The following is a 16,994-nucleotide window of genomic DNA, read 5'->3' on the forward strand; positions in this document are numbered from 1 at the left end:
GAGTCCCCAGCTCAGAGGCTATTACCAGCCAGTAACCAGAAGGGGGAAGGCGAGCGTTCATCCGCACGCTCCCACCAGTGTGCCCGGGTCTGCGGACGGCGAAACAGGGGTGAAATCCGCCGTCCATTTACCGGGAACGACACCGCCTGCGATTCCGCCTCCGGCAACGGACCGGTGGGCACGAATCTGCGGGTCGTCACCTTCCGCTGGCGAGGTTAGGCCAGGTCGGGGCACCGAACCCATGTGTGGAACGTCACGCATCACCCAGCATATTCATGCAGCGCTCTGTGTCATCGCACGAGCCCGAACGGGTGAGGCACTCTGTCAGCTCACGCCCCTCCGGGGTGCCGCATGCACGTGGGCAACCACAGCAGGGGCGCGTGGGGGTACCCCCGGCCGAAGGCTGGGGGAGAACTGCGCGCGCAACCGTGCACCTACGTCGTGCCCTGGTCGCGCAGTTCCCCGCGCCCCTGTAGGAACCCTGTCCTGAACGGTGAACCCAAAGGTTCAGCCGACGTGGCCGCCGATGAGGAGGCCGAGGAGGTAGGTGACGCCGGCCGCCGCGCCGCCGAGGACCAGTTGGCGCAGGCCGCTGAACCACCAGGCGCGAGCCGTCACGCGGGCGACGACCGCACCGCAGAGGAAGAGACCGATGAGCGACAGCACCAGCGCCGGCAGCAGCGAGGTCGCGCCCAGCAGGTAGGGCAGCAGCGGCAGCAGGGCGCCGAGGGCGAAGCAGAGGAACGAGGAGGAGGCCGCCACCAGCGGCGACGGCAGGTCGTGCGGGTCGATGCCGAGTTCCTCGCGGGCGTGGATCTCCAGCGTCTGGTCCGGGTCGGCGGAGAGCTGGCGGGCCACCTCGTGGGCGAGCGCGGGCTCGACCCCGCGCGAGACGTACAGCTGCGCCAGCTCGGCCAGCTCGCCCTGCGGGTTGCGGTTCAGCTCCAGGCGCTCGGCCTCGATCTCCGCCTCGACCAGCTCGCGCTGCGAGGCGACCGAGGTGTACTCCCCCGCCGCCATCGAGCAGGCGCCCGCCGCGAGCCCGGCGAGGCCGGTCAGGATCACCGCACTGTTGCCGACGTTGCCGCCCACCACCCCGGTCATCAGCGCGAAGTTGGAGACCAGGCCGTCCATCGCACCGAACACGGCGGGGCGCAGCCAGCCGCCGTTCACATCGCGGTGGTGGCCCTCCGCGGGTATCCGCGGCCTGGGCTGCTCGTCGGCAGCGGGCTCGACAATGGTTGTGCTCACGGTGCAGGGCCTCCGAATCGATGTCCCCCCGGCAGCAGCCGGGCCCGGCTCCGGCCGTGGCGTGGCTGCCCGCGGGGCTCTCACATTGTTGAACGTAGTCGGATGGTCAGACACATTCCAGCAAAGTAAGGCTGTCCGAACACCGCGAAGGCCGCCCTCCGATGCTGCGGCGGGCGGCCGGGGTGCGGTGTCGGCGCAGGTCAGGAGTGGTTTTTCAGGTCCTTGTCCCGGTCCGTGACGGCACTGTCGGGGGCATCGGGTGCCGTGGTCCCGGCCGGGACGTCCGGCTCGCTCTCTGCGGACTCGGTCAACTCGTCCTCGTGGGCGGCCGGGTCGATCGAGTCGGGGGCCTCCCGTCCGGGACGCTTGCGGCCCACGATCAGCAGGTAGGCGACCGCGCCGACGAAGACCACGATCGAGGTCCAGTCGTTGAGCCGCAGGCCCAGGATGTGGTGTGCCTCGTCGATCCGCAGGTACTCGATCCAGGCCCGGCCCACGGTGTACGCGGCGACGTACAGCGCGAAGGCGCGGCCGTGGCCGAGGGTGTAGCGGCGGTCGGCCCAGAGCACCAGCAGGGCGACGCCGACGCACCAGATCGACTCGTAGAGGAAGGTCGGCTGGTAGACGCCGCTGACGATGCTGCCGTCCGGCTGGACCTTGTGGATCTCCAGGCCCCACGGGAGGGTCGTGGCCTTGCCGTACAGCTCCTGGTTGAACCAGTTGCCCCAGCGGCCGCAGGCCTGCGCCAGGGCGATGCCCGGCGCGATGGCGTCGGCGTAGGCGGGCAGCGGGACTCCTCGGCGGCGGCAGCCGATCCAGGCGCCGACCGCGCCGAGCGCGATCGCCCCCCAGATGCCGAGGCCGCCCTCCCAGATCTTGAAGGCGTTCCACGGGTTCTTGCCGTCACCGAAGTACAGCTGGTGGTCGGTGATCACGTGGTAGAGGCGTCCGCCGACCAGGCCGAACGGCACCGCCCACACGGCGATGTCACCCACGGTGTGCTTGGCACCGCCCCGGGCGACCCAGCGCTTGCTGCCGAGCCAGACGGCCACGACGACACCGATGATGATGCAGAAGGCGTACGCGCGCAGCGGGATCGGTCCCAGGTACAGGACGCCTCGCGACGGGCTCGGAATGTAAGCGATATCCATGGCAGGGTCGACGCTACCGTGCGCGCCCGCCCGACCGGGCACCGGTGCCGGTCACAGCTTGCGAACGACGGCCCGCCGTCCCTCCTTCGAGGGACGGCGGGGCGACTCGCGGGGCCGCTCGGGGGCAGCGCTCAGGGGGACGGCGAGGTGCCGGCCGCCGGGGCGGCGCTGCCGGTCGGGGCCGGGCTCGCGGAGGCGGCGCCGGTGGTGCCCAGCGGCTTGCCCTGGTTGGCTTCGTCGATCCACTTGACCAGGTTCTGCGGGCTGATCTCCTCGTCGCCCTTCTTGGGGTAGATCGGGGTGCCGTTCAGCAGGATGGTCGGGGTGGACTTGTAGCTGGACTTGTCGAAGTCCTGCTGCACCGCCGACACCCAGCCGCTGTACTTGTTGCCGTTGACGCAGCTCTCGAAGGCCGGGGTGTCCAGGCCGGGGACCTGCTTGGCCAGGCTGATCAGGGTGGCGTTGCTGCCGAAGGCGTCCGAGGTCTCGTCCGGCTGGTTCTTGTACAGGACGTCGTGGTAGTCGCGGAACTTGCCGGCGTCCTGGGCGCAGGCAAGCGCGTTGGCGCCGAGCTTGGAGCCCTTGCCGCCGAGCGAGCGGTCGATGAACGAGACCAGGTGGTAGTTGTTGTAGACCTTGCCCTGGTCCTGCAACTGGTCGACGGTGGCCGAGAACTCGCGCTCGAACGAGCCGCAGGCGGGGCAGCGCGGGTCCTCGTAGACGGTGAGCACGGACGGCGCGTTGGCGGGGCCGTCCGGGATCACCAGGTTCTTCGGGCCGATCGCGCCGGCCGGCGCGGCGACCGGGGTGTCCGGCTTGGAGCGCTGGTTCTGCACCACGACGCCGACCACGGCGGCGGCGGCGACCACCGCCAGCACGACGCCGACGACCGCCAGCTTCTTGTTCCGCTTGCCACGGGCCTCCTCGGCCGCCCGTTCCTCGTGCATCCGCTCACGGGCGGTGCGCTTGCCTTCTCGGTTCTTCTCACTCATTGCTCGGTACGTCCAAGGTGGGGGCCGGTGGATTCGGTTGCGGTGGGCGACGTGCCGCTACATGGCGAGCCAGGCGTCGGCCGAGAGCTTCGTCCGGGGCCGGAAGAGCAGCCAGCCCGCCATCAGCAGGAAGCCGGTGTCGCGCAGGATCTCCTGCAGGTACTCGGTCTGGGAGGCGGCGACCGCGCCGCCGCCGCCGAAGCAGCCGCAGTCGATCGAGATGCCGCGGGCCCAGGCCGAGCTGATCCCGGCGATGAAGGCGAGCAGCATGACGGCCGAGATGCCGGCCACGATCCGCACGCCCAGCCCGATGACCAGCAGCAGGGCCAGTGCCAGCTCCAGGAACGGCAGCGCGTACCCGACCGGCTTCACCAGGGATTCGGGCAGGATCTCGTAGGCCCGGACGGCCTGTGCGGCCGCGGCCGGGTCGGAGACCTTCGCGAACCCGGCCCAGGCCCAGACCACCGCGAGGCCGAGCCGGACGGCCAGGCCGACCCACTCCGCCACCGGCCCGTCCACCGCACGGCGCAGCGCCGAGCCGCCGCGCGGCTGCGCCGTCTGCTCACCGGCCATCTGGATACCCCCCTCGGAGTCACGTCCTGACGTGGCGGCACGTACGCCACCCGATGAACCGTAGGGGATGAGGGGCAGTTCCTCCACATTCGGGGTTTAAGCCTAATGAGTGACGTATCTGAGTGTATGTCCGATTAACTCACCGTCAGTCGACCGCCCTGTCAGCGGGCCCCCGGGGCACAGTGGCGGCCCGGGTGCACGGTGGCCAGCACCGGCCTGCCGTCGCTCTGCGAGCGGCTGGCCCGGGCCCCCGAGGCGAGCACGGCGGCCTGGCCGCATACGGACGCCTCCCGCTCGGCGCGCTCCGCACCCCGCCTGGCCAGCGCGTGTCCGACGGCGGCCTCCGCGCCGACGGCGGCGGTCAGGGCCAGGACCGCGGCGGCGGCCCGCAGGATGACGGCGCGCTGGAGGCCGGGCACCGGCAGCTCCTTCGATAGGTCTCGACGGCCGGTCGACCGCCTCACATTGGTTGAACAGTGCACGAACCACGAGGGGCGGAGACCACCCCAACTCGTCCCTCCACTCAACGCCGGTCAACCCTCACCGATGCGTCGGGAGCGCACTCTTCACCCTTTCGGGTCCACCGGCTTGCCACCGGCCCGTCAGGGCGGACGAAAGGGGCGCGGGGCCGTGCGGGACCGGAAGACACTGTGTCTTCCGGTCCCGCCCGTCCCCGCGCCCCTCGCGAGCCCCGGCCCGCAGGGCCGGCCCGTGGACCCGGCGCAGCCTCAGCGGCGGCGGACGCCCTCGGCCAGCTCGGCGGCCAGCCCGCGCACCGCCGTCAGCGCGGCGGCCTCGTCGCCGTCGGCGTCCAGGATGCGCTGGACGAACGCGGAGCCGACGATCACGCCGTCCGCGAAGCCCGCGACCTGGGCCGCCTGGTCGGCCGTGGAGACCCCGAGGCCGACGCAGACCGGCAGGTCGGTGGTGGCCCGGGTACGGGCGACCAGGTCCTCGGCCAGGTTGCCGACGGCCGCCCGGGTGCCCGTCACGCCCATCACGGCGGCCGCGTAGACGAAGCCGCTGCCGGCGGCGGTGACCTCCGCCAGGCGCGGGTTCTTGCTGCTGGGGGCGACCACGAAGACGGTGTCCAGACCGTGCTCCCCGGCGGCCTTGCGCCACTGCTCGGACTCCTCGACCGGCAGGTCCGGCAGGATGCAGCCCGCTCCCCCGGCGGCGGCCAGGTCGGCGGCGAACCGGGCGACGCCGTAGCGGTCGACCGGGTTCCAGTACGTCATCACCAGGACCGGCGCGTCCGGGTGGGCGGCCACCACCTCGGCGACGGTGCGCAGCACGTCCTTGATCCGGACGCCGCCGCGCAGCGCGATGTCGTCGGCGTGCTGGATGGTCGGACCGTCCAGCACCGGGTCGGAGTGCGGCAGGCCGACCTCGACGACGTCGCAGCCGCCTTCGAGCAGGGCGCGGGCGGCCTTGATGCCGCCCTCGATCGTCGGGAAGCCCGCAGGGAGGTACCCGACCAGGGCCGCGCGGTTCTCGGCCTTGGCGGCGGCGAGGGTCTGGCTGAGCTTCGAGCCCATGGTCACTTGCCCTCGCTGTCGTAGAGGCCGAAGTACTCGGCGGCGGTGTGCATGTCCTTGTCGCCACGGCCGGAGAGCGAGACCAGGATGGTCGCCTCCGGGCCCAGCTCGCGGCCGAGCACCAGCGCGCCGGCCAGCGCGTGCGCGCTCTCGATGGCCGGGATGATGCCCTCGGTGCGCGACAGCAGGCGCAGCGCCTGCATGGCCTGGTCGTCGGTGACCGGGCGGTACTCGGCCCGGCCGGTGTCCTTGAGCCAGGCGTGCTCGGGGCCGACGCCGGGGTAGTCCAGACCCGCCGAGATCGAGTGCGACTCGATGGTCTGGCCGTCCTCGTCCTGGAGTACGTACGTCCGGGAGCCGTGCAGCACGCCGGGGTCGCCCTTGGTGAGGGTGGCGGCGTGGCGCGGGGTTTCGGCGCCGTCGCCGGCCGCCTCGCAGCCGATCAGCCGGACGCCCGCGTCCGGGATGAACTCGTGGAAGATGCCCATCGCGTTGGAACCGCCGCCGACGCAGGCGACCACGGCGTCGGGCAGCTTGCCGGTGCGCTCGATGACCTGCTCGCGGGCCTCGATGCCGATCACCCGGTGGAAGTCGCGGACCATCATCGGGAAGGGGTGCGGCCCTGCGACGGTGCCGAACAGGTAGTGCGTGGAGTCGACGTTGGCGACCCAGTCGCGGAACGCCTCGTTGATGGCGTCCTTGAGCGTGCGGCTGCCGGACTTCACGGCGACGACCTCGGCGCCGAGCATCCGCATCCGGGCCACGTTGAGCGCCTGGCGCTCGGTGTCGACCTCGCCCATGTAGATGGTGCAGTCGAAGCCGAACAGGGCGCAGGCGGTGGCGGTGGCCACTCCGTGCTGCCCGGCGCCGGTCTCGGCGATGATCCGGGTCTTGCCCATCCGGCGGGTCAGCAGCGCCTGGCCCAGCACGTTGTTGATCTTGTGTGAGCCGGTGTGGTTCAGGTCCTCGCGCTTGAGCAGGATGCGCGCGCCGCCCGCCTCGGCGGAGAAGCGGTGCACGTCGGTGAGCGGGCTGGGGCGCCCGGTGTAGTCCTTGAGCAGGGCGTCCAGCTCGGCGGCGAACGCCGGGTCGGCCTTGGCCTTCTCGTACTCCTCGGCGACCTGCTCGACGGCGGCGACCAGCGCCTCCGGGATGAAGCGGCCGCCGTAGGCGCCGAAGTAGCCCTGGGCGTCGGGGACTTGGGTACCGGGCAGGTAATCGTTCTCGGACATGGCAGAGGTCCTTGGGTGTCGTGGTCGGACGGCTACGGTGACTCGGAGCGGCTTGCTCAGCCGTGAGTCCCACGCCATCGACTGCCCTGGACCTGGCCCGGCTCACAGCCGATCACGTACCGCACCCGCCGCCCCAGCACCCGGCGCGCGGGCGCGCGGCAGCCGCGCGGGCGGCAACCGGGAGCGAGGCGGGTGGCGAGTGACATGGCTCTGTTCAGCCCCGTCCGGGGTTGCGCAGCGCCGGGTGGGCGCCGGCGGCGACCAGGTCGGCCACGGCGGCCTTCGGGTCCCGGCCGGTCACCAGCGACTCGCCGACCAGCACCGCGTCGGCGCCGAGGTTGGCGTACGCGATCAGGTCGTGCGGGCCCCGGACACCGGACTCGGCGACCTTGACGATGTGCGCCGGGATGGCGTCCACCACGTTGCCGAAGGTGTTGCGGTCCACCTCAAGGGTCTTGAGATTGCGGGCGTTGACGCCGATGATGCGCGCTCCGGCGTCGACCGCGCGGGCGATCTCCTCCTCGTCGTGCACCTCGACCAGCGGGGTGAGGCCGATCGACTCGGCCCGCTCGATGAGCGAGACGAGGGCCGGCTGCTCCAGGGCCGCGACGATCAGCAGTGCGAGGTCGGCGCCGTGGGCGCGGGCCTCCCAGAGCTGGTACGCGGTGACGATGAAGTCCTTGCGCAGCAGCGGGGTGTCCACTGCGGCCCGGACTGCGTCGAGGTCGGCGAGCGATCCGCCGAAACGGCGCTGCTCGGTCAGTACGCTGATCGCCGCCGCGCCTCCGGCGGCGTAGTCCGCCGCGAGGGCCGCCGGGTCGGCGATCGCCGCCAGCGCCCCCTTCGACGGGCTGGAGCGCTTGACCTCGCAGATCACCCGGACACCGTCGCCGCGCAGCGCGGCGACGCCGTCCTTGGCCTCGGGTGCCTTGGCGGCCAGCTCCTTGAGCTCGTCAAGGGTGACCCGGGCCTGTCGCTCGGCGAGGTCCGCACGGACCCCGTCGATGATCTCGTCGAGCACGCTCACGCGGGTGCCCCCATCATTCTGCTAGGCATTCGGCCAGCTGCGCCGGAAGCGCTGAGTGCTCCGGCCTGGCGGATCCGGTCAAGTCCCACGGGTGCGATTCGCACGGATCGGTGAGGATCGTGTGCCGGTACGCCCCCGCCGGTTTTTTGATGATATCGGGCACGGGCCTCGTGAAGCGCATCGAAATGTTATCGGCCGACAGGGGCGTGAACCTCATCCGAGCGGCGCGCGTCTCGCGGAGCGGACCGGCGTGCAAGCCCTTCGCACACCACGCGGCGGCCCGGCGCGCGCTGCTCCACGGCTGCTCCGCCGCTGGTCTGCCGCTGCTCCACCCCTGGTCAGACCAGTGGCGGAGCTAGTCCGGCCCCGGCCGGGAGGTTGCGGAAGACCGTGAAGAGGGCCAGCACCAGCATCAGTACGGCGGTCTGCCGGCCACTGATAACGACGCGCGGCGAGGGGCCGCCGGTGAGCGCGGCCCAGAACCAGCGCAGCCAGAGCACCCCCAGCACGCCCGCCAGGGCGAGTACCAGCAGGTTGTCGTGGCCGGCGGTGGTGAGGTCGCCGTGGGCCAGTGCGTGCACGGCCCGCAGGCCGCCGCAGCCCGGGCACCACCAACCGGTGGCCCGCAGTACCGGGCAGGCCGGGTAGTGGCCGGGGGTGTTCGGGTCGACGGCCGCGACGTACAGCGCCGGGACGCCCACGGCGGCCAGAGCGGCGAGCGGACGGGCGATCCGCCGCAGCACCGGGGGCGGGGCGGCGGACTTCGGAGCGGCGGGCTTGCGGGCGGCGGGTACGTTCACGCCGCTGATTGTTCCCCGCCGTACTGCCGGACACCCGCACACCGGGCGGCGGCGTGGCGCGCACAGCGGCACACGGCGTGGCGCGGGTGGCAGCGCGGCGCGCGGCGCTGCGCGGAAGCCGCCGGGCCGCCGGGCAACCGGAACCGGGCAGCGCGAAGGGGCGCGGGGAAGCGCGCCGTCCGGAAGGTGCCGTCACTTCCGGATGCCGCGCGGTCTCCCCGCGCCCCTTCGGGTGGAACCGGCCGCGTCAGGCGGCGCTGGCGACGGACTCCGCCTCGGCGGCCACCGCGTGGTGCTGGTGGTGGCCCGGGGCCGGCTTGCCGAGGCCCGCCATCGCCATCGCCTTGCCGACCACGCCGGCGAGCACGACGACGGCCATGCCGACCCAGAAGAGCCAGACCATGGGGATGATCATGGCCACGCCGCTGACGCAGAAACCGGCGAAGGCGATGGTCACGCCGGTCCAGGCGGCGGGGTTGTGGCCGTGCGCTGCTGCCGACATCTCAGGTACTCCTTGGTTCTACGGGGCCCGGCCGGGCTGCGCGGGGCGCTCGGCGGGTTGACGTCTTCCATTGTGCCGGGCCGGTGTGACCGACCCCAAGCGGGGTCCGGGGTCAACTGGTGGGATCTTCGCCACGGTCCAGTGCCTGCCAGAGCTCGGCCGGGGTCCCGGCCGTCCCGGCCGACGGCCGGCCGGCCTTCGCCTTGCGGGTCGGGGCGTCGTACCGGGCGCCCATCGAGGGCCAGTCCCGCCCGTCCCGCAGGGTCAGCAGCCCCGCCAGCGCCAGCAGCAGCCCGCCGGCCAGCGCGACCCAGGGCCAGGCGGTGTGCGAGACCTGCTCCGCGTGCGCGCTGACCAGGGCGAGCTTGTGCGCGGCCTCGGCGTCCAGTCCGGCGGTGTCCCTGGCCCCGAGCACGGCCGAAACGGCCACCCCGAGCCCGGAGAGCAGCGCCAGGACGCCGACGGCGATCCGGCCCGCCCCCCGGACGGCGAACACCGCCACGGCCGCCGCCATCGCGACCAGCGCCAGCCCGCCGGGCAGTCCGGAGACGGCACTGCCGGTGACCGTGACCGCCAGCTGCTGACCGGCCCTGCCCTGCCCCCAGACCCGCCCGACGGCGGTCAGCACCAGCACGGCGCCGAGTCCCGTCAGCAGCAGCATCAGCCCGAGGCTGCGCCGGCCCGCCCCCTTCGCGGCAGGGGCGGGCTCATCGGCCACGGCGGGCGCGTCGGTACGGGGGGAGGGCAGCTCGGTCACCCGTCCACTATCCCTGACGCCCGCGACCGCACGGCCGGCCGGGGTCCTCCGGGAGGCCGTCGGTGCGGATCGCCCGGCTCCCGGTCACTCTCACGACAGCGGCGCCCGCAAGGTGTTGGCCGTGGCGACGGCGCGCAGGACGGCGGCGGCCTTGTTGCGGCACTCGGTGTCCTCGCTGTGCGGGTCGGAGTCGGCGACGACGCCCGCGCCGGCCTGGACGTAGGCGGTGCCGTCGCGCAGCAGGGCGGTGCGGATGGCGATCGCGGTGTCGGAGTCGCCCGCGAAGTCGAGGTAGCCGACGCAGCCGCCGTAGAGGCCCCGGCGGGTGGGCTCCAGCTCCTCGATGATCTGCATCGCCCGCGGCTTGGGCGCGCCGGAGAGGGTGCCGGCCGGGAAGCAGGCGGTGAGCACGTCGAAGGCGGAGCGCCCCTCGGCGACCCGGCCGGTGACGGTGGAGACGATGTGCATCACGTGGCTGTACTTCTCGACCGACATGAAGTCGACCACCTCGACGCTGCCCGGCTCGCAGACCCGGCCCAGGTCGTTGCGGCCCAGGTCGACCAGCATCAGGTGCTCCGCCCGCTCCTTCGGGTCGGCGAGCAGTTCGGCGGCGAGGTCGGCGTCCTCGTGCGGGGTGGCGCCCCGGTGCCGGGTCCCGGCGATCGGGTGCACCATCGCCTGACCACCCGTCACCTTGACCAGCGCCTCCGGGCTGGAGCCGACCACGTCGAAGCCGCCGTCGGCCGTGCCGTCCGGGCCGGGGAAGCGGAACAGGTACATGTACGGGCTGGGGTTGGTGGTGCGCAGGATGCGGTAGACGTCCAGGGCCGAGGCCGCGCAGGGAGCTTCGAAGCGCTGCGAGGGGACGACCTGGAAGGCCTCGCCGGCCCGGATCCGCTCCTTGATCTCCTCCACGGCGGCCCGGTACGGGGCGCCGCCGAAGGGTGAGTGGGCGTCAACGGCGGTCGGGGTGAAGACCGCAAGCCCCGGGTCGACCGGGTGGGCGAGGTCGGCCTCCATCGCGTCGAGGCGGGCGACGGCGTCCGCGTAGGCCTCGTCGACGCCGCTGGCCAGGTCGTTCTGGTTGACCGCGTTGGCGATCAGCAGCACCGAGCCGTCCGAGTGGTCCAGGACGGCCAGGTCGGTGGCGAGCAGCATGGTCAGTTCGGGGAGTTCGAGGTCGTCGGGCGTGAGGTTCGGCAGCTTCTCCAGCCGGCGGACGATGTCGTACCCGAGGTAGCCGACCAGGCCGCCGGTGAGCGGCGGGAGGCCGTCGTCGTCGTGGCGCGGGGTGTGCAGCGCGGCCAGGGTGGCCCGCAGTACCTCCAGCGGGTCGCCCTCGGTGGGGATGCCGACCGGCGGGGCGCCGTGCCAGCGGGCGTTGCCGTCCCGGTCCGCGGTGAGGGTGGCCGCGCTGCGCACGCCGACGAAGGAGTGGCGCGACCAGGTGCCCTGCTCGGCCGACTCCAGCAGGAAGGTCCCCGGGCGCTCGCCGGCCAGGCTCCGGTACAGGCCGATGGGGGTGAGACCGTCCGCGAGGAGCCGGCGGGTGACCGGGATGACCCGGGTGTCTACGGCGAGCTTGCGGAATGCCTCAAGGTCCATGGGGTTCAGCACCGTTCAGGGTTGGCGGACAGTGGGGAGAAGACTACCGAGCGGGCAGCAGGACGTCCTCGTCGAAGCAGGTCCGCGCACCGGTGTGGCAGGCGGCGCCGACCTGGTCGACCCGGACGAGCAGGGTGTCGCCGTCGCAGTCCAGCGCGACCGACTTGACGTGCTGGTAGTGGCCGGAGGTGTCGCCCTTGACCCAGTACTCGTTGCGGCTGCGGCTCCAGTAGGTGCAGCGGCCGGTGGTGAGGGTGCGGTGCAGCGCCTCGTCGTCCATCCAGCCGAGCATCAGCACCTCGCCGGTGTCGTACTGCTGGGCGACGGCGGGAAGCAGGCCGTCGGCGGTGCGCTTGAGGCGGGCGGCGACGACGGGATCGAGCGCGGTGCTGCCGGGGGCTGCGGGTGAGGTCGACATGCGGCCATTGTCGCAGCCCGGCCTGCCGCCGCCCCGCCCGGCCGCCCGGGCCGCGCGGCCCGGCGGCCACCGCCCACGGTCAACGTCCGGCGGTCAACGTCCGGGTACGGGACCGGGTCCCGGCCCGGGCGCCGGCTCGGGGCTCGCGCAGCCGTCCGGCCAGACCACCTGGACGTACAGGCCCGCCCGGCGCGCCTGCGCCACCACCTCGGCGGCCTCGCTGCCGGGACGGCCGTCCCAGACGGCGATCACCTCGTCCACCATGCCCACCAGGGCCCGGCAGGTGTCGTCCCCGAGCCCGCCCGACTCGGCGGGCGCCAGCCGGTGCACCGCGTTGGCCTCGTTCAGCAGCCGCTGCCTGGTCCGGCTGCCGGGCCCGGCGAAGGCCCCGGCCCGGCCGGCACCGGCCGGGACGATCACCTCGACCTTGCCGCCGTGGTCGAGCACCGCCTGCGCGAACCAGCTCTCCGGCCCCTCCCGCAGGCAGGTCACCCCGACCAGCTCGTAACTGCCGAACACCGTGACCAACTGCCACATCTCGCCGCGCACCAGCATCTCGGTGATCCCCGAGAGGCCTTCGTGACCGATGATTCCGACTCGCATGAGTGAAAGACCCCTTGAACGGGTCGTGCCGCCCTCAGCGTAGGGCACGGCCCGGCCGCGCAGCCCGCCGATCCCGGGCCGGTGCGCGGCCGGACTGGGATAGCTTGGAGCACCGACAGCTCGAACACCCGTGCACCAGCACGTCCGTACACCCGTACACCCGTACACCGACCGGTCGTACCGCGTCGACCGCCGCCGGACCGAGGAGGCCCCCGCTTGAGCACGTACCAGCAGCAGCCCGGATGGACCCCCGGGTGGGGCGGTGCGCCCGCGCCGCTCGGGCACCCGTCGCTCCAGCAGACCGCCGCTGCGCACCTGCACCCCGGCGAGGCGCTGCTCGGCGTGTTCGCGGTCGACCTCGACCCGCTGCTGCCGCTCTGGACCGTCGACTGGGGGCAGACCCGCAGCGACCTGCTCTGGGCGCCGGTGCGGTTCCTCGTCCGGTGCCTGCGCGGTCTCTGGCGCGGGATCTGCCTGTACTTCCTCCCCCGCTGGCTGGTGGAGATCCTGATGCCCGACCTGCTGTACCGCCGGCCGTACGGGCTGCGCCTGGAGCGGCGGGCGTACCGCGCGATCCGGCGGCCGCTGCACGGCGGCTCGTGGAGCGGTGGCGAGAAGAGCACGGCCCGGGCGGTGTGGCGGGCCGTGCGGACCACGCCGGGCGAGAAGCTCCGGGCCGACCACGACCACTTCACCCTGGTGCTGACGGACCGCCGGATGCTGCTGCTGAGCCGGCTCTGGCTGTACGAGGAGTCGAAGGCCTACCAGGCCACCGGACTGCTCGAACTGCCGCGCGGCACGTACGGGCTGCGCCGGGACGTGCCGGGCTCCGTGTTCACCCGGCGGATCGACCTGGCCTTCAGTGACGGCTCGTGGATCGCGCTCGACGCGGTCAACGAGGACGCGCTGAAGGGGCTGACCGCCCTGCTGGGCTGACGGGCCGGCCCCGGCCGGGACGCCCGAGGGGGCACCGCGGAGTCCGCGGTGCCCCCTCGGGCGTGGGGCCCGCCGTCCGGCGGGCGCGGGCGTCACCCGAAGGCGCTCTCGATCCTGGACGTGTCGACCCGGTACGGCGCCGGCTCGGTCTCGATCCCCAGGTCGTGCCCGAGCTCGCCCTCGACGGCGGACTTGTTGGTGCCGCTCATCAGGCCCTCCTTCGCCACTCCCAGGGCCGACTTGCCGGCCGCCCCCGCAAGGCCCTTGAAGCTGAGGTCACCGGTCTGCACCTGGTCGTCCGGGCTGATGCCGAGGACGTTGTCGATACCGTCCTGGGCCAGGCCGGTCAGCTTGCCGTCGGCGTAGCTGACGCCCTTGCGGACGGCGAAGTCCTTGAGGCCGTCGCCGACCCCCGCCATCGACTTGTCCTTCCAGGCGTCCTTGGCCAGCTTGCCGAGTCCGTCCCCGCCCTGCTCGAAGTCCCGGAGCCCCTGGGCCGCGGTCTTGACCTCCTTGAGCGCGTCCATCGCCTTCTTGGCGTCACCGATGCTCCTGGCCGTCTTGACGGCGGACCCGAGCTTCTTGAGCGCCATCAGGAGCTTTTCGAGCGTCTCGGCCAGCTTCGTGGACACCCGGGCGACCCGGGCCACGTAGACCGCGATCTCGCCCTCGGTGAGCAGCGCGTCCGCGATGACGCCGATGCCCGCCGTGAAGACGGCGATCACGGCCTCGGCGGCGAGCGAGGCGATCAGTGCCTCGATCGCCTCGCTGATGATCTCGATGACCATGCCCTCGGCGAGGGCGCACTCCTGGGCGCACTGGCCGATGATCTGCGCCGTCTGCAGCATGCAGTCGGCGGTGGAGTCGAGAGCCTCGACCACCTGGCCCATGTGGTTGCCGAAGGAGTCGGACGCGGTGCCCGACCACTGCCCGGCCAGCGGCTGGACGCGGCCGCGCAGTTCCTCCGCCGCCAGCTGCGCGGCCTTCGCCTGCGCCTGCCACTCCTGGGCGGCGGCGTTCAGCTGGGCGAGGTCACCGGTGACCTTCTCCAGCTCGTCCATCAGGCCGGACTTCTCCAGCGCGTACTGGACGGCCTCGTCCAGCATGCCGCCCAGACCGCCCCGGGACGGGTGGGTCGCCTCGGGGATCGGGGCCATCGGCGTCGGCGGGGTGGCCTGCGCCCAGTCGTACGCGGCGCTCCCGGACTCGTCTCCCGGCGCCGATCCCGGGTAGCCGCCGGAGGAGGAGTGGAGACGCGACGTGGGACCGGCCGCAGCACCGCCCACCGCACCGACCGCTGCCCCGACGCCCGCGCCGACGCCGGCCGCGAAGCCGCCGCCGGAACCCTCGCCGCCCGAGCCCTCGCCACCGGCGCCCTCACCGGCGCCGTCGCCCACGGAGTCCAGGCCCGTCGAGGACTCCCCCGTGGAGCCCCCGCCTTCGCCCGAGCCGTCCTCGGGCCCGAAGAGCTTGCCGTTGACCCACTCGCCGGCCTTGTCGCCGACCTTCTCGCCGACCTTGTCCTTGAAGCTGTCGCCGGCCTTCTGGACGAGGCCCCCGAGGAAGCCGTGCTGCGGCTCGCCGCCCGCCTCGCCACCGCCGCCGTCCGGCGCGGGGTCGTCGCGGTCCGGTGCGGGGTGCGGCGCGCCGTTGTCGTCCGGCGGCACGGGATTCGGCGCGGGGTGCGGGCCGGGGTGCGGGTGCGGGTGCACGACCGGCTCGGGCGGGGTGGGAGCGGGGTGGGGGTGGTTGCTCCAGGACTGGCCCGGCTGCCGGGGGTCGACCGGCCGGTGCGTCGGCTCCGGAGCCGGGGTGTGCCCGTGGGTGTGCCCTGACGTGTGGTGCTGACTCACTGTCCGCCCCCGAGACCCGAGCTGATCGCACGATCCTGCTCGGCGTAGTTCTGTGCCGTGTAGTTGAGCCCGTCCGCCGTACCGGTCAGCGCCTGGAGGAGGTCGGCGAGGTTCTGCCGGCTCGCGTCGGCGTGCTCCTGGTAGACCTGTGCCAGATTCTGAGCGTTCGGCAGGTGGCCGAAGGCGTCCGACGAGATGGCGATCCCGGAGACCGCCGACTGGATCTGCCCTACCTGCTCGGCCTGTCCGGCGACCGTTGCCGCATATCCGCTGATCGAGTCGGGCTGTGCCCGAAACCCCGTGTCCCCCATGGCAGATGCCCTTCAGCTAGCCGCTATTCAGCGGCTTATCCTACTGACACACGCATCCCGGGCGTACCGAGGGTCGGCCGCCACCCCCTGGGCCCGGCCACCTCGCGCCGCTCCGCCGCAGCCCCCGCACGGAACCCGCGAATCCGTGGCGCCACCCTCACCGGGCCGCCACAATGGGCCGCGACGGGTGGGCGGGCCGAGGGGGACGGACAGACATGACAGACGAGCCGACAGAGCGGCGTCCGCGCCGCGCACGGGCAGCGGTGATCGTGGTCCTCGCACTGGCGCTGGTGGCCGCCGTGACGGTCCTGCTCTGGCCGGACGCGCGGAAGAAGGCCGCCCTCCCGCCGCCCCCGACGGCGCCGAGCACGTCGAGCGCCCCGTCGCCGAGCCCGACGAAGGTGCTGCCGTACCCGTACTTCCTGCCGGGGACGTGCTTCGACCACCCGCAGCTCAGCACCGTGATCACCCGGGCCGAGGCCCGGCCGTGCGCTCAGGGGCACGACGGCGAGGCGATCGCCGACGTCGTGCTGCCCGAGGGGCTGACCAGCGACACCCAGATCGGCCGGGCCCTGCGGGAGGCCTGCAAGACGCCGCTGGCCCAGTGGGAGCAGCGCCAGGGCGGCGGCGGCCCCTACTACGGCTTCCCGCTCGGCCCCTACCTCCAGTACTACGAGGCGGGGATGCGGGACGCCACCTGCACCCTGACGGCCAGCGACCGGCAGGGCGGCCGGAAGCTGACGGGTCTGCTGCGGTAGGTCTATGTTGACGCCATGTCGAACTTCGCACGTACCGAACGTCAGCGGCTGGCCGACCTGCTGACGGCGGCCGGCCCCGAGGCGCCGACCCTCTGCGCGGGGTGGACGGCCAGGGACCTGGCCGCGCACCTGCTGCTGCGCGAGCGCCGGGCCGACGCGGCCCCCGGGATCCGGGTGAAGGCGCTCGCGGGCTGGACGGCGAAGGTCCAGGCCGGGTACGCGGCCCGTCCGTACGAGGAGTCCGTCCGGGTGTTCCGGGCCGGGCCGCCCCGGTTCTCGCCGTTCGCGCTGGCGCGGGTGGACGAGGCCGCGAACACCGTCGAGTACTTCGTCCACGCGGAGGACGTCCGGCGGGCGCAGGGCGGGGAGCGGGGCTGGGAGCAGGGCGGGGGGCCGGAGGATGTCCCGGCCGGCCTGGCGGCGGCGCTGTGGCGGCGGCTCCCGCTGCTCGCCCGGCTGGAGGCGGGCCGGAAGTCGCCCGTACGGCTGGCGCTCGTCAGCCCCGGCCGGGGCCGGATCGAGGTCGGCCCGGCCGGTGCGGAGGTCGTCGAGGTGACCGGCGAGCCGGGCGAGTTGGTGCTCTTCGCGTTCGGGCGCGGCGCCCGGGCTGCGCTCACGGTGGAAGGCGCGGAGGGGGCGGTGGCGGCGCTGCGTGCGGCGCTGCCACTGCCCCCGGCCGACCGGTGA

General features: G+C 73.3%; 20 protein-coding genes. 3 read left to right on the forward strand and 17 right to left on the reverse strand.

The window, feature by feature from the left end:
- Nucleotides 1-507: 507 nt before the first annotated feature.
- From ABD330_RS19760 to ABD330_RS19825, 15 genes are all read right to left on the reverse strand, one after another.
- The gene (locus ABD330_RS19760) at nucleotides 508-1,239 is read right to left on the reverse strand and encodes a VIT1/CCC1 transporter family protein (protein ID WP_344466972.1); all 732 of its coding nucleotides are present in this window, start codon (nucleotides 1,237-1,239) and stop codon (nucleotides 508-510) included.
- A 212-nt stretch (nucleotides 1,240-1,451) separates the two neighbouring features.
- Nucleotides 1,452-2,402: a prolipoprotein diacylglyceryl transferase gene (gene lgt / locus ABD330_RS19765; protein ID WP_344466885.1), complete on the reverse strand. Its 951-nt coding sequence runs from the start codon at nucleotides 2,400-2,402 to the stop codon at nucleotides 1,452-1,454.
- A 131-nt stretch (nucleotides 2,403-2,533) separates the two neighbouring features.
- On the reverse strand, nucleotides 2,534-3,394 hold the full coding sequence (locus ABD330_RS19770) for a DsbA family protein (RefSeq protein WP_344466888.1): 861 nt from the start codon (nucleotides 3,392-3,394) through the stop codon (nucleotides 2,534-2,536).
- Between the two features lie 57 nt (nucleotides 3,395-3,451).
- Nucleotides 3,452-3,967 carry a MauE/DoxX family redox-associated membrane protein gene (locus ABD330_RS19775; RefSeq protein ID WP_344466890.1) on the reverse strand — a complete coding sequence of 172 codons (516 nt, stop codon included), beginning with the start codon at nucleotides 3,965-3,967 and terminating at the stop codon, nucleotides 3,452-3,454.
- A gap of 161 nt (nucleotides 3,968-4,128) precedes the next feature.
- Nucleotides 4,129-4,386, reverse strand: a complete 258-nt coding sequence (locus tag ABD330_RS19780; protein WP_344466892.1) for a hypothetical protein — start codon at nucleotides 4,384-4,386, stop codon at nucleotides 4,129-4,131.
- A 309-nt stretch (nucleotides 4,387-4,695) separates the two neighbouring features.
- Complete coding sequence (trpA, locus tag ABD330_RS19785) at nucleotides 4,696-5,505, reverse strand: tryptophan synthase subunit alpha (RefSeq protein WP_344466894.1); 810 nt, start codon at nucleotides 5,503-5,505, stop codon at nucleotides 4,696-4,698.
- Between the two features lie 2 nt (nucleotides 5,506-5,507).
- On the reverse strand, nucleotides 5,508-6,737 hold the full coding sequence (gene trpB / locus ABD330_RS19790) for a tryptophan synthase subunit beta (RefSeq protein ID WP_344466896.1): 1,230 nt from the start codon (nucleotides 6,735-6,737) through the stop codon (nucleotides 5,508-5,510).
- A 56-nt stretch (nucleotides 6,738-6,793) separates the two neighbouring features.
- A complete protein-coding gene (gene trpM, locus ABD330_RS32500; protein WP_425555588.1) occupies nucleotides 6,794-6,943 on the reverse strand; it encodes a tryptophan biosynthesis modulator TrpM in 150 nt (49 codons plus the stop codon).
- 8 nt (nucleotides 6,944-6,951) lie between these two features.
- Nucleotides 6,952-7,764 carry an indole-3-glycerol phosphate synthase TrpC gene (trpC, locus tag ABD330_RS19795; protein ID WP_344466898.1) on the reverse strand — a complete coding sequence of 271 codons (813 nt, stop codon included), beginning with the start codon at nucleotides 7,762-7,764 and terminating at the stop codon, nucleotides 6,952-6,954.
- Nucleotides 7,765-8,102: 338 nt separating this feature from the next.
- A complete protein-coding gene (locus tag ABD330_RS19800) occupies nucleotides 8,103-8,564 on the reverse strand; it encodes a DUF2752 domain-containing protein (RefSeq protein WP_344466900.1) in 462 nt (153 codons plus the stop codon).
- 247 nt (nucleotides 8,565-8,811) lie between these two features.
- On the reverse strand, nucleotides 8,812-9,066 hold the full coding sequence (locus ABD330_RS19805) for an HGxxPAAW family protein (RefSeq protein ID WP_344466902.1): 255 nt from the start codon (nucleotides 9,064-9,066) through the stop codon (nucleotides 8,812-8,814).
- Between the two features lie 112 nt (nucleotides 9,067-9,178).
- Complete coding sequence (locus tag ABD330_RS19810; protein WP_344466904.1) at nucleotides 9,179-9,823, reverse strand: TIGR02234 family membrane protein; 645 nt, start codon at nucleotides 9,821-9,823, stop codon at nucleotides 9,179-9,181.
- Between the two features lie 90 nt (nucleotides 9,824-9,913).
- The gene (locus ABD330_RS19815) at nucleotides 9,914-11,428 is read right to left on the reverse strand and encodes an anthranilate synthase component I (RefSeq protein ID WP_344466906.1); all 1,515 of its coding nucleotides are present in this window, start codon (nucleotides 11,426-11,428) and stop codon (nucleotides 9,914-9,916) included.
- Nucleotides 11,429-11,471: 43 nt separating this feature from the next.
- The gene (gene hisI, locus ABD330_RS19820) at nucleotides 11,472-11,846 is read right to left on the reverse strand and encodes a phosphoribosyl-AMP cyclohydrolase (protein WP_344466909.1); all 375 of its coding nucleotides are present in this window, start codon (nucleotides 11,844-11,846) and stop codon (nucleotides 11,472-11,474) included.
- Nucleotides 11,847-11,939: 93 nt separating this feature from the next.
- Nucleotides 11,940-12,449, reverse strand: coding sequence for a hypothetical protein (locus ABD330_RS19825; RefSeq protein ID WP_344466911.1), 510 nt, complete (start codon nucleotides 12,447-12,449; stop codon nucleotides 11,940-11,942).
- 216 nt (nucleotides 12,450-12,665) lie between these two features.
- Here ABD330_RS19825 and ABD330_RS19830 point away from each other — a divergent pair, with 216 nt between their 5' ends.
- Complete coding sequence (locus ABD330_RS19830) at nucleotides 12,666-13,385, forward strand: hypothetical protein (protein ID WP_344466913.1); 720 nt, start codon at nucleotides 12,666-12,668, stop codon at nucleotides 13,383-13,385.
- 92 nt (nucleotides 13,386-13,477) lie between these two features.
- Here the strand turns inward: ABD330_RS19830 and ABD330_RS19835 are convergent, their stop codons facing one another.
- Nucleotides 13,478-15,238 (reverse strand): WXG100 family type VII secretion target, encoded by a 1,761-nt coding sequence (locus ABD330_RS19835; RefSeq protein WP_344466915.1) that lies wholly within the window; start codon nucleotides 15,236-15,238, stop codon nucleotides 13,478-13,480.
- Entirely contained in the window at nucleotides 15,235-15,549 is a 315-nt protein-coding gene (locus ABD330_RS19840) for a hypothetical protein (protein ID WP_344466917.1), read from the reverse strand. The genes ABD330_RS19835 and ABD330_RS19840 overlap by 4 nt, the downstream gene beginning before the upstream one ends.
- Nucleotides 15,550-15,764: 215 nt before the next feature.
- On the opposite strand from ABD330_RS19840, the gene ABD330_RS19845 reads away from it, so the two are divergent.
- Both ABD330_RS19845 and ABD330_RS19850 read left to right on the forward strand, forming a co-directional pair.
- The gene (locus ABD330_RS19845) at nucleotides 15,765-16,307 is read left to right on the forward strand and encodes a hypothetical protein (RefSeq protein WP_344466919.1); all 543 of its coding nucleotides are present in this window, start codon (nucleotides 15,765-15,767) and stop codon (nucleotides 16,305-16,307) included.
- Nucleotides 16,308-16,322: 15 nt separating this feature from the next.
- Nucleotides 16,323-16,994 (forward strand): TIGR03085 family metal-binding protein, encoded by a 672-nt coding sequence (locus ABD330_RS19850; RefSeq protein ID WP_344466921.1) that lies wholly within the window; start codon nucleotides 16,323-16,325, stop codon nucleotides 16,992-16,994.

The sequence above is a fragment of the Kitasatospora kazusensis genome, assembly GCF_039529945.1.
GTDB classification, from domain to species: domain Bacteria; phylum Actinomycetota; class Actinomycetes; order Streptomycetales; family Streptomycetaceae; genus Kitasatospora; species Kitasatospora kazusensis.